Below are 12132 nucleotides of genomic sequence, written 5' to 3'. Positions count from 1 at the left end.
CGACATTGTCGACCTTTACTTATGATAACTAGTGGACTTTTAGACCACTCTTACAAGACAAATCTTATGCTTTTTTTGCAGCTTTCATTGCTTCAAGCATTGCGTTGTTTTGAGAATCACCACAACCAAGAGCTGCTTTTAAAGCCTGAGTTTCTTGTTTGCGTAGATTTACTTGAACGCGGTCACCGTCCATGCCAAGTACTGTACCTTTAACATTATCACCAATGCTGTAGTACTCGTCTGCACGCATACTTACAGATTTAGTCGGCAGTGCGTGACGTGAACTAACAAAGCCTTTGATTACTTTGTCGCCTTGTTTGATATCAATAAAGACCATGTTGCCTTTTTTATTGAAACCAGTCACTTCACCTTTTACAGTGCTTCCTTTACGAAGACCCGCAAATGGGTTTTCTTGTGTTGCACGGATTGAAGCAACAACGCGGTGCTCGTCTGGCTCAACTTGTAAGATTACAACGTCGATCTCGTCGCCTGCGTGGATATCGCGAATTGCTTGTTGGCAGTCGCCCCAAGATAGTTCACGGAAAGGTACAAGTGCTGAAATCTCATCTGTAATTGAGACAATGATGTGGCCTTCGTTTACAGATTTCACTTCTGATGTAACCAGCTTACCTTCAGCAATAGTGTCTTTAGCTTCTTCCCAAGGGTTTACCTTAGTTTGCTTAATAGATAGCATGACACACTCTTCGCCGTGAGTTTCGTTGAAACCAGTAACGATTGCTTCAAACTTGGTGCCCGAAGCATAAGTTTGGAACAGGTCGTAGCCTTTAATGTGAGTCCAGCTAACTTGGTTCTTAGCAACAACAGCTGGTACGCCATTTACTACTGTGATGATACTGTAGTCATCTTCGATCTTAACCACTTCAGCACTAACTTTCTGGCCGATTGTTAGGGCTGCTTTTGCGTCTTCCCAAGGCTTCATATCAGCATGACGCAGAGACATGTGGAATTGTCCTTTCGCGTTTACTTTATTGATAAGACCTTTAACACGCTGACCAATTTCTAGATCTTGTGCTGGGTTTGCTTTTGTTACGTCCCAACCCATATCAGAAACGTGGATCATGCAGTCCTTTCCGCCTAGGTCAACGAATGCACCGTAACGAACGATGTTTTTGATGACGCCTTCGCGAACATCACCGACTGCAAGCTCGCCTTCCATCGCTTCGATTCTGCCACCGCGTTCAGTGATTAGAGCTTCTTTACGTGAAACAACTACGTTTCGATTTTTTTCATCGATGCTTAGCGGCACAACAGAGATCATTTGACCAATAAGTGTTTCTTTATCGATACGAACGGTGTCGATTAGGGTGTTTGGAATAAAGCCGTCTAAAGCACCAACGCGAACAAGTAGTCCAGCGCGAGTTGATTTTACAACTTTTGCCTGAATAACTGATTTGTTTACGATAGCGTCTTCAACAAGCTCGCTGCTTTCAATTTGAAGGGCACGATGGTGCGAAATTGCTGGTTGACCTGTGCCATCGTCGAATGCAAAAACGATGACGCTAACTTCGTCGTTAACTCTTGGTAGTTCGAAGAACTCGCCTGATGGAATATTTGCTTCCATAGGTAGTCCAGCGTCAACAGTAACGTAGTGGCGGTCTGAACCAAGTACTGTAGCTTTTACAATTTCGTTTGTTTTAAAAGTGAACGCTGCTGCTGACTCTTCAAGCAGTTGCGCGAAAGATTCTGTGTTTTTCATTTGTTTGTAATTCTCTCCAAAGCTTAGATGAACTGAAGATAGAAATTAAAAAAACACTAAGTCAAATTTATTTTTAAGAATTTTATTGACATAACCTTGAATCTCTGAGTGTGCACTTCAATACTTAAGATAAACACATATGAAATACGCTCTTTTGCTGCCTAGCTTTTTGCTATCTTTTGCTGCTTTTGCAGACACCAATCTTAATGAAGAAAATTTTTCAAAAAAAATTTCAAACACGACAGAGGTATACGGTAACGGCCTTACATCTGCTTTACTACTTGCTAAGTTTTCTAAGTATCAACCAATTATCAAAAATGATGACCAAAGACTATCAGAACTAGAATCTCTCTATATGAAAGCAACATTTGATATGGAGAAAGCTGATATTGCTCATAAGTCTGAAATTAACGAAATCGAAGGTGTTGTTAAAAGGACTGAGGAGGTAAATGAGAGATATAAGGCAGAATTAGAGACTCTGAGAGAAGGTCTTGCTAAGCAGTTGTCACTTGGGGAGTTAGAGCAAAGTTATTACTATGAAACGGCGGAGTGGGAGCTAACAGATGAGCAATATAAGGTTCTATCAATGGTCTTTGACGCTGTATCTGAGATGCCCGAGGTAAAGATCAAGGTAACGGGAAGAGCTGATCCGCGTGGGAACAAAGCTTATAACCAAACGCTGTCAGAGAAGCGAGCTATGTACATTCGTGATATGGCCGTTGCAAAAGGAATATTAGCAAGTCAAATTGAAGCTGTTGGTATCGGTGAGGTAGGGGAAGTGTCTAAAAATCGTGAGAAGCTGTTTTTTAATCGCTATACAAGCGTTGTAATTTCCAAATAGATACAAAAAAGCCGCCATAAAAGGCGGCTTTTTCATGAATTGGTGTCGTTTTTGGTTGTACGTACAAAAATACTGTTTCTTTTAGCCTGTTGGGGAAACGACAAAACCCATGACGATATCGATTTTCCTTGAGAGAGAGGAATCAAAACCGCCTAACTTGCAACTGTGTACGACTCTCATATGTACGTGTTGCACTCAACTGTCTACTTTGGGTGGAAGAAACTGGATAGACATCCTGAAAGACCCCCGTTGGTTCGCTCTAACCTTACCGCTCGATAAAGCCTGCACACACAGCCAACTTGTGCATTTATTTAAGTGTCCCGCGAATTGGACACAGCGCCATAATGGCAAACCTTCCATTATCTGTCAACGGTTTAAGGTCGTCACATCCCAAAAAAAATTACATTGAGTAAAGTTGTTGACAAAGGAGTTATAAATGAGAATTTACAGCAGCTTTAATCCATGCCTTGCCACGTGGCTCGATGAATTTTGGGCGTGGGTGCCTTCCTAACAATCTGTCTAGTTGTACACCATTCTTACTAATCCTAATTTGAGCACGTACGTTTAAGCCGCGCTTCCTTCTGAGATTCATGACCTGTATTTCGTGCTTACTTCTAATGCTTTTATGAGCATCTTGCCAAGCTTGATGTAATTCGACGATAGATTTATTAGACATAGTGCTTCATTCTCATTTTTTACTGATCTGGAACATCCACCAGCATCAATCAAAATCTTCCAGCTTTTTAGAAGTTTCTGAGGCTAATATATTGGTTAGATTTTCAGCATCAGCATTTGTAAAGCCAACTGAAGGAGTAGTTCTAACTTGCTTTACGCGTTGCCAATCAATTGATGACTCTCTGTCATCAACTATCGCATAGGAGAAAACAGATTCCATACTAGAGTAAATATCCTCCCATACACTTGAGAACATAGCACGGTATCTACATTTAATCTCTTTGTGGAAGTGTTCCTTTCTGAATCCGTTGTTCAATAATATCTCCTCAAATTGCTCTGAGGATATACCTCTTCGACGCCAGCGAGTGTGAACTTTGAGGATCGCTCCAGTTTCATCAAGAACCGATATAAGATTTTCACACGAAGCTTTGTCAAATTTAACCTTTGTGATTTCACCTTTTTCAAACAACTCAAGCGCGTAAGAACTTGCTTGCTCAGTCTCAGGGAGTAAGACACCGTCAAAGTCTAAAAAGACTGTTACTTGCTCATTGAACAAAATGTTCTGATTATGGAATCCATACTGGTCAATGTAAGACTCTCCAACTGCTTCACATTTGTAGTCTTTAATGTATCTATTTACCTGTCTTTGCAAGTCGGTCTTACAGAGTTTTGTAAGTGTAACAATAGTGGTGATTATCATGAGTTAACTTCTTTGGATAAAGGTCAATTGAATTAAGAGAGGGGGGTAGACTATAATGCCATGTTTGAGCCCAATGTTAATGCTTGTGGGTTTAAAACACTTGCATTATGTGGCATTATGGCAACAAATAGAAGTTTGGATTATCGAATGATTAAGTTTAAAAAGCAGGTCGCTATAGCCTCTACAATTTCCTTGGCACTCCTAGGGTGTGGCACTACAGCTAAACCAACGTTTAGTGAGCCTGTGTATACCTCTTATGAGATCAATGGGAAAACAAGCTGTCATAAAAATGTCATTGAATTTCACAACGAGACAGACTTTACAACTCATGTGACTGCTATCCCTTGTGTAGACGGTGAGGTGTATAAGGATGTGGAATTTGGGCACGTAAAAGACATTATTGTACTTGATGGTAAGATTTTTGTGGGATTGTTTGAGCATGACAAGAATTCAGAGGTTCTTACTCATGACGATTATGATGATGCGGATATCCCTGAGTTAGAAGGCAAGCAACCGTACTTTCGAGTAGAAGGTCTATTCTTTCATAAAAAGCTCAAAAGATGTTTTGAGCTTGTGGTTGATGGAGACAAAGCATTTGTTAAGGACGCAGATTGTTAGCTTAACTTCACTCTGTGTGCGGTATTGATGTCCACTGGAGTCCGATAAGTTTCTCAGGAGTTTCCCATCTAAGCTCAGGATGTTCAAAGAGAGGTGTTTCATTGTCGTACGAAAGTAATGCGTCTAGAAAACTATCTAAGAATGCCTTTCTTCTCTCTGGTTGTTTCCATTGTCTGGTATTATACGAAAGTACATTATCAATGCATTCGTTTCTAAACGGCGTTGAAATCGGAACGCCTAGCGCCATGAATAGAGTGGCAACTCCGAAAAGAATCTCTGGCTCATAAATGCAATTTTCGTCAAATACCTTGTCATGATGTTGCTTCATTGCTTCGCAGACTAGCGAATACTGTGAAGAATGAGGCAGTTCGTTTGGGCAAGAAAATGATACTTCGTCTTCTTCGGTTAATTTAAAAGTGCGCATTTCCCCATTAGGCATCTTCACTTCTTTAACGCTGTTGTTTAATCTTCTTTCGATAGTATCAAGGAAATCAATTACTTCATCTGATCCAATGATGCGACATGAGAATGTACCCATTTAATGCTCCTCCGGTGAAAATGTAGTGTCATTTATAGAATTGATGCTGGTGGATGTTAACTACAATTTTTGTAGCATTGATAGATCACTCGCTCCTTACAGATAAAGGGCTCAATGTGTACTACTACGTCAACTACATCAATTATGCGTTTTGCGATTTCATTTTCAAATTGCAAAGCGATCTCATGGCCTTCATAAACAGTTAGCGATTGATCTACCAAAACATGCAAGTCCATTATTATATCACCGCCAAGCCTCCTTGAACGTACATTATGCACTTCTTTTATCCTGTCAGACTCTAGAGCGAGCATTTGGATTTTTCTTACGATGTCGCCGTCTGTTTTCTTTTCTGTGATTTCTTGGAAAATGGGTAGTGCAATCTCGTATGCAGAAGAGGCGATCATAAGAGAGACTAACACTGTAGCGGTGGTGTCAATGTATCCTATAGTTGGGTCAACGAACTGCGCAATAATGACAAATGCGACAGGTAATGAGCTCAGGCTGTCAGAACGGTGGTGGTGAGCGTTAGCAATCAACGCTTTTGAATCTAGTTTTAGTCCATTCTTCATTGTCCATCTGTATAGAATCTCTTTGGTAATAATGCCTACAACGACAACACACAGCGCCAAAATAGATACGTCGGGAGGCACAACTTTAAGCCCGTCTTTGAAGAGATTGAGGATTAGTCCTACAGATACACAGAGAAGTGAGAATGAAAGGAAAGCGTTAACTAGGGTTTCAAAACGCCCGTGTCCGTATGGGTGATCTTCATCAGCGGGTTGGCTCCAGTAAGAGGCTCCGAAAAAAATTACAACGTCACTTATTAGGTCAGTAAGAGAATGTATGCCATCTGCAATGAGAGCATTACTTCCAGTCATTTTGCCTGCTGCAATTTTGAAAATTGCAAGTAGCAAATTTGCGACACCGCCAATTAAGGTGATCTTTTTAACTTCAGAAATTTTCTTATCCCGCATAAAGTTTGTTAACTCCAAAAATGAGGAATTGATTTTATAAAAGATATTATATCGTGTGTTTGTGCTACAAACCGCATAGTTTTGACGTCTAATTATTCAAATTTGAGTTTTTGCATAAAATTTTAGAATCTTTAGAGCAAATACAAATATTAAAATGAGAAAATTTGCAAAATGCGTTTGCATAACAGGAATAATCTTATCATCTGGTGCGAACGCTTTCGAAAATAATCAAAAAATCTATTACAACCAAGCTTCAATTGGAGAATCATACAAAAAGCAGTTAAGTAGCTTTGAGTTATTGAAAAGACAATTAATTAGTGCTGAAACTAATATTTTAAGTAGTAATGCTGTTGAGTATGAAGATATGCATGCGATCCAGATATATAAAACAAAATTGTCGGATGTAGAAGAGACTTATAACCAATTGAAAAGTTCGTCTAACTTCAAGATTGGTGAAGAAATTGTTAAAGAAATAATTCAATCAAGCGAATGTAAAAAAGTTGAGCATAAATTACCTTTGCCAACTCACATACAATATGAGTGCGGCAATAGAAATCCTACGCTTGAGTCGTTCTTTGCATCAATAAACGATAAAGGTATTCAGGTAAATTCATACAAATCAGGCCATCTAGAAGGGTTAAGAGTGTCAGTAGAAAGGCTTTTTCACCATTTAAGAAAGTACGATAGACGGGCTATAGGCGTCGGTAGGAAGTCGTACAGAATATAGCCAAAAAATATGAAGGCATATGTAGTACAATTAACCAAATGACTATTCATGATGACTGAACTTTCTGAAATTATAGCTAATTTAAACCCCAAGCAGAGCAAAGCTGTAGCTTCTGATAGCAAAAGGTTGCTCGTTCTTGCAGGTGCAGGTTCTGGCAAAACAATGGTGCTTGTACACAGGATTGCAAGGCACGTTATCAAAGATAAACTACAGCCTCAGGAAATCTTAGCTTTAACTTTTACAAATAAAGCTGCAAAAGAAATGGCCTCTAGGACTGCAAAAATAATCGGTGATGCTCCAGCGTCACAACTCTTCAAAGGTACATTTCACTCTTTTTGCGCGAGAATTTTGTTTAAAAACCATGGCTTAGCTGGGTTAAACAAAAAAATTGAGATCTACGATACTAAAGACCAACGCTCTTTGATGAACCAGATCCTTCTGGGATGGGAGGAGGATGAAGTAGCTGATGCAAAGCTCTTCGCAAAGAGTAAAGGTATGTCTAAGGACGACTTGGACACTGAAATAGATGAAATTAAAGAGCGGTATTCTGGTCAACGAAAGCTGGTGGTTCCAATACTAGGCGTGATTGATGATCTCAAAAACTCACTCCTTGGAATGGATCAAGCATATCAAGCTTTTGTTGATTCCTCTAAGTTAGGGGCTTCAGTGGCAGACTTCGCTATGAGCTTGTATTTGGCTTATGAAGACTTTAAAGAAGACCACTCTATCTTAGATTTCAACGATTTGATTATCCGTGTAATAAAAATGCTCAAAGAGCATTCGGACTTCAGAGAGTCTGTGAGCGAACGTTTCAAGGCGATTCTTGTTGATGAGTATCAAGATACCAATGTTGCCCAAGAAACGCTTCTGAGGCTCATATGTGGTCGAGAAACGATGCTTAGTGTAGTTGGGGATGACGACCAACTTATCTACTCGTGGAGAGGGGCTCAAATCGCGAATATTCTCACATTTGATGATAGATATCGTGCTGAAACAGTAATCCTTGATCAAAACTACCGCTCGACATCAAACATACTTGACGCAGCTAACGCCGTTATTAGAAAGAACATTCATAGAAAGGGCAAGGATCTATGGACTCAGAGCAGTAAGGGTGAGGACATAGATGTGTTTCAATTCTGGAATGCCTTTGAAGAGGCCAAGTTTGTCTCTGAAAGGGTTCATGAGATGATTGATGTAGGGATTGCTCCAAGTGATATCGCGATCTTGTACCGTAACAACTCAATATCATCTCTTCTTGAGAAAGCATTCACACAAGCGAACACAAAGTACATTCTGTACGGAGGTGTAAGCTTTTGGGGAAGGGTGGAGACAAAACACATCTTGTCATATCTCAAGTGGATTTCTCACGAAGATTCACAGCTAGCAATCAAGCACGTCTTGTCAAAGGCAAGAGTTGGGTATGGTGATAAGACACACGTAAAACTAACGAAATATGCGTCTCAAAATAACCTTTCACTGGAGAGAGCTGTATATGAATTTGCTTCAAAGGGAAAAAGGACGGACAACAAAGATCGCTTGACCCGAGTAATAGAATTCATAAGAGATGCGAGAATGGAGTTTGCAGATTACGGGCTCTTGGCTACGGTACAAATGCTTGTGGATAAATCGGGCATCAAGGACTACTACAGGTCTCTAGAAAAAGATCATGAAGTATACCTCGAACGATACGAAAACATTGTAAGCGTTATTGATTTGGCAAGAACTTTTGTAAATGATTCTCTTGAAGATGGGGAGTTGCAACTAAATGATTTAGAAGCATTTATAACTAGTGCAGACTTACAGGTTCAATCAAGTGCTGAGAGGGATTTGGAAAAGTCCATTTCTCTTATGACGTTGCACGCAAGCAAAGGTTTAGAGTTTCCAATTGTATTTATAGTTGGGGCTGATGAGGGCATCTTTCCATCTATCATAAACATTCAGAATGACGACTTAGAAGAAGAGCGCCGTTTAATGTATGTTGGTTTAACTAGGGGGATGGTCAAAGTGTATATAACTCATAGTAAAACAAGACTTCAACAGACGACTATGGGGCTTTCTAGATTTGTCTACGATATTCCAAGTCACATTAAGTCTGTTCACAAACCTAAAACAAGAATGAGGTTTTAGATTTATTGTGCCACATCAAGTTTGCATAGTGTATATATATACAGTTGTTGTGGTACAATCCCAAATCTTACCTCCAAAGTGTTAATAAACTACTGTTTTAAAGGTGTAAAAAATTTATCAATAATATTGCTTTAAATTGACACTTCTCAGAGAGCATGAAATTTATAAATCGACAAGACAAATTTCTTGAATGGATGTCACATTATTCCTTAGAAAAAGTGCCACTTGGGGTAGAAAGTCAGATCTTTTTGTTGCATCAAAGCTATTAGAGATTAAAATACTCACTAACTTAATAATAATATCGATTAAAGGTCTCAATATATGGCAAAGGCAACGGAAACAAATTCTAACGATAGAAAGACTAGCGTTCCAATTCCGTTTAGATTCAAAAAGCCGGATGGTACGGATGGAACAACCAAATTTACTATCTCTATAGATATCTTTAACTACTTAGTCTCAGCGTTCGAAGATAATAAAAAAGAAGCGAAAAAATGGCTTGTAAGTAAAGCTAAGGTATATAAGCAAAAGGGTGTAGATAACATTTCTTCATATCTACGTGAAGAATCCCTTTGTATGATTATTCGTGAGGGTCTTTTGGATGGTTATGAGATAGACCCTACATATAAAGTGGTAAGTTCCTCGTATTACGATGATGAAGGTAGTATCGCTTACATTCCAATCAATATGCCTAAGGCTATGATCTACGCTCTTGAGAAGATGGGTGAAGATTTCCAAAGTGTTATTGATACGAAACATCGTTACTATCGCAATATGAAACTAGAAAACCCAGAGTGGATTCAAAACAACCTCTCAGAGACAGTTCGACAAGACATCCTTGCAGACATGGTTGATGAAGATTTGATTTCTGTAGACTAGTTTATAAAACACCAAAAGTTTAAGAAACCCGCCTCTATGGCGGGTTTTTTTGTATCCACTTCAAAGCTCACGGTGAATGTACTACTTTTATTTCAAATATGAGTTTGAAATTATGAAGGATATTGTGAACTACGAGTTTCATGAGATGAAGGCAGGTAAGTTCTACTGCCAAGAAATCAAAGTGTTCAAGATCGCACCAGAACAACTTGCGGCTTACCTAGATAAACAAATGCAGCAATTTCCGAAAGTTGTATGCAATCTTAACGTCGCGCTGAATTTTAAAGATGTGCAGTTCGAAAACGACAGCCACGCAGAAGAGGTAGTGCTTTCATACATTGAGGTTATAACTTCAAGAGGTCATAAAGCTGTAGGTGCCATTGGGTTTAAGCCTTCTTTTGCAAAACGTGTTGGCCTACAACCTTTGAAGGAATTTACAGAAAAAACGCCAGACCTATTGAGCGGCAACGTTAGTAGTACCGAGCCAGAGGTTGACTTAGAAAAGTTTAAACCTCAAAAAGAAACCCCTACCGTCGCCTCTTCAATGAATTCAAATGAAGAGGGAAAAAATACAGTTGTTCAGAATGCAGCTGAGACAAAAGCAGAAGATTCAGTGCTGACAATTCAAGAGATTAACGGTTCGGAATTAGAAAGCATCAAGGTTCACAAGGGGACTGTTCGTGGCGGTCAGACATTGATGGCCGAAGGAGACTTACTCGTTATCGGTAACGTGGCGAACGGTGCAGTCGTTAGGGCTAAAGGATCTGTTATAGTGTGGGGGCGCTTGGAGGGTCGAGTTCTTGCAGGAACTAGTGATGTAGAGTCAATTGACTCGAACGCCCATGTGGTTGCTACGCACTTTTGTCCAGAGCTCATTTCCGTAAATGGCATCTATGAGACTAATGCTGGTATTGAAGAAGGCGTGAACAAAGACTACCTATATAAGACGACGCTTGTTAAGACTGACAAAGACAATAGTAAGCTAGAATTTTTTAAAGGATAGAATATGGTTAGTAACAGATTGGATATTTTAGCCAACACTCTTAAGTCTGGAGATCCAGATAAACACGTTTTTGAGATTGCCAATTCCATGACTGCCGAGGAGTGGGCTGAAGTCATTCTAAATCAAAAAGGGCACAAGGATCTGCTTCCTTATATCATTCACACTTTCTCTAAAGAGAAAATAGATGCTCTTGAGTGCATCATCGGAAACAATCTTGGACAGTATCTTGCTGAAGCGTGGTTTTTGGTTCTGAATGGTTCTTCGAAAGATTTAGATGAACAACCTAGTATCGAAACTTTAGGGTTGGCTCCATGTTTGGTTCCTGTCTTAAATGGCGGATTGCTAAAAAAACTTGAAAATACAGGCTATTCAGTTGAGTTTGAGAACTTTATCCAACAAAGACATTCTCAAATTATCAGTGAGCTTGTTGTTTTTGCGAGTAATGCAACAGAAAAACAACTTCAAAGAACTGTGTACGGCACGTTAGACAAAAGTGGTATTTTCCCTCCACTTACTGACTACAACACACAAGAACTAGAAGACTTAATGGGGTACGCCTATTTGGTCAATTCGATTGAGTATATCTCGTCTCTTCTTGGTTTGGATGAAGTTAAAAGCGTAATTTCCGTAGAAGAGCTGGAGTCTGCTCTCAATGATAGAAAGTTCGAATCTTTGATGGATCTTGCCTCTTTTAGCGAAACGAAGAAACGTCGTAACACTAGAGAGCTCAAAACAGTTGAAGGTTTTATTGTTGGCGCAACACCTAAATACATAGACCGTTTTAGTTCTCTTACGCTGGGTGAGAATGAAAAGATGTATCTTGCATCCTTATTTCACAACAAGATGATTGACCTTCCTCAGGAGGAAGTTGTTGAGGTTGAGGTTGAGGGTGAGTCTGTATCGGAATCAAATGTCGTTACGCCTGCAAGTCAGGATGACATACCTTCTATTGACATCGGTGAACCATCCGCTGATTACGAAGTACAACCTCAGAGCGAAGCTGGACATGATGCAAAAGAGGTTGATGTGACGATTCCCCCTAAGAAAGGTTTGTTTGAGAAGCTTACAGATGGCTTGGCTACCTTTAATAAGTCATCTGCTGATGAGGATGAAGATGATTCGATAGAGGAAATGCTAGTTAAGAACGGGTCAAGGAAGAAAAATGTATTCCTTAATCCGGTTGTTATTCTTTTGCTGGTTCTTGGTTTCCTTGGTTGGTTTTTTGCAGTAAATGGTGGGAACAATGATACGAACTCGATCATTGAACAGAAGGCTCAAGCGGAGCAGGAACAAGCGTTCCTCCCTGCTGTTAAAGTGCATACGAAATAAGTACACAATC

At 39.7% G+C, this 12132-nt stretch carries 11 protein-coding genes; 7 read left to right on the top strand and 4 right to left on the bottom strand.

Annotated features, from left to right (window positions below; translation table 11 throughout):
* Nucleotides 1-64 precede the first annotated feature (64 nt).
* Nucleotides 65-1717, bottom strand: coding sequence for a S1 RNA-binding domain-containing protein (locus KJB35_RS17845; protein ID WP_285469464.1), 1653 nt, complete (start codon nucleotides 1715-1717; stop codon nucleotides 65-67).
* A 139-nt stretch (nucleotides 1718-1856) separates the two neighbouring features.
* Here KJB35_RS17845 and KJB35_RS17840 point away from each other — a divergent pair, with 139 nt between their 5' ends.
* Nucleotides 1857-2558, top strand: a complete 702-nt coding sequence (locus KJB35_RS17840; RefSeq protein WP_285469463.1) for an OmpA family protein — start codon at nucleotides 1857-1859, stop codon at nucleotides 2556-2558.
* Between the two features lie 721 nt (nucleotides 2559-3279).
* On the opposite strand, the gene KJB35_RS17835 is transcribed toward KJB35_RS17840, so the two are convergent.
* Nucleotides 3280-3933 carry an HAD domain-containing protein gene (locus KJB35_RS17835; RefSeq protein ID WP_285469462.1) on the bottom strand — a complete coding sequence of 218 codons (654 nt, stop codon included), beginning with the start codon at nucleotides 3931-3933 and terminating at the stop codon, nucleotides 3280-3282.
* Nucleotides 3934-4080: 147 nt separating this feature from the next.
* On the opposite strand from KJB35_RS17835, the gene KJB35_RS17830 reads away from it, so the two are divergent.
* Nucleotides 4081-4551 carry a hypothetical protein gene (locus KJB35_RS17830; protein WP_285469460.1) on the top strand — a complete coding sequence of 157 codons (471 nt, stop codon included), beginning with the start codon at nucleotides 4081-4083 and terminating at the stop codon, nucleotides 4549-4551.
* 7 nt (nucleotides 4552-4558) lie between these two features.
* Here the strand turns inward: KJB35_RS17830 and KJB35_RS17825 are convergent, their stop codons facing one another.
* Both KJB35_RS17825 and KJB35_RS17820 read right to left on the bottom strand, forming a co-directional pair.
* The gene (locus KJB35_RS17825) at nucleotides 4559-5089 is read right to left on the bottom strand and encodes a hypothetical protein (protein WP_285469459.1); all 531 of its coding nucleotides are present in this window, start codon (nucleotides 5087-5089) and stop codon (nucleotides 4559-4561) included.
* A 56-nt stretch (nucleotides 5090-5145) separates the two neighbouring features.
* Nucleotides 5146-6063 carry a cation diffusion facilitator family transporter gene (locus tag KJB35_RS17820; RefSeq protein WP_285469458.1) on the bottom strand — a complete coding sequence of 306 codons (918 nt, stop codon included), beginning with the start codon at nucleotides 6061-6063 and terminating at the stop codon, nucleotides 5146-5148.
* 154 nt (nucleotides 6064-6217) lie between these two features.
* Between KJB35_RS17820 and KJB35_RS17815 the strand changes: the two genes are divergently transcribed.
* The 5 genes from KJB35_RS17815 (at nucleotide 6218) to KJB35_RS17795 (ending at nucleotide 12122) form a co-directional block, all read left to right on the top strand.
* A complete protein-coding gene (locus KJB35_RS17815; protein ID WP_285469457.1) occupies nucleotides 6218-6790 on the top strand; it encodes a hypothetical protein in 573 nt (190 codons plus the stop codon).
* Nucleotides 6791-6838: 48 nt separating this feature from the next.
* Nucleotides 6839-8917 carry an ATP-dependent helicase gene (locus tag KJB35_RS17810; protein WP_285469456.1) on the top strand — a complete coding sequence of 693 codons (2079 nt, stop codon included), beginning with the start codon at nucleotides 6839-6841 and terminating at the stop codon, nucleotides 8915-8917.
* 321 nt (nucleotides 8918-9238) lie between these two features.
* A complete protein-coding gene (locus KJB35_RS17805; protein WP_285469455.1) occupies nucleotides 9239-9793 on the top strand; it encodes a hypothetical protein in 555 nt (184 codons plus the stop codon).
* A 112-nt stretch (nucleotides 9794-9905) separates the two neighbouring features.
* Nucleotides 9906-10793 carry a septum site-determining protein MinC gene (locus KJB35_RS17800; protein WP_285469454.1) on the top strand — a complete coding sequence of 296 codons (888 nt, stop codon included), beginning with the start codon at nucleotides 9906-9908 and terminating at the stop codon, nucleotides 10791-10793.
* Nucleotides 10794-10796: 3 nt separating this feature from the next.
* Nucleotides 10797-12122, top strand: a complete 1326-nt coding sequence (locus KJB35_RS17795) for a hypothetical protein (protein ID WP_285469453.1) — start codon at nucleotides 10797-10799, stop codon at nucleotides 12120-12122.
* Nucleotides 12123-12132 lie beyond the last annotated feature (10 nt).

The organism is Vibrio sp. D431a, assembly GCF_030248655.1.
In the GTDB taxonomy this organism is placed as follows: Bacteria; Pseudomonadota; Gammaproteobacteria; order Enterobacterales; family Vibrionaceae; genus Vibrio; species Vibrio alginolyticus.
Note: the sequence above shows the minus strand (reverse complement) of the source record. Positions and strands in the feature narration are given on the sequence as shown.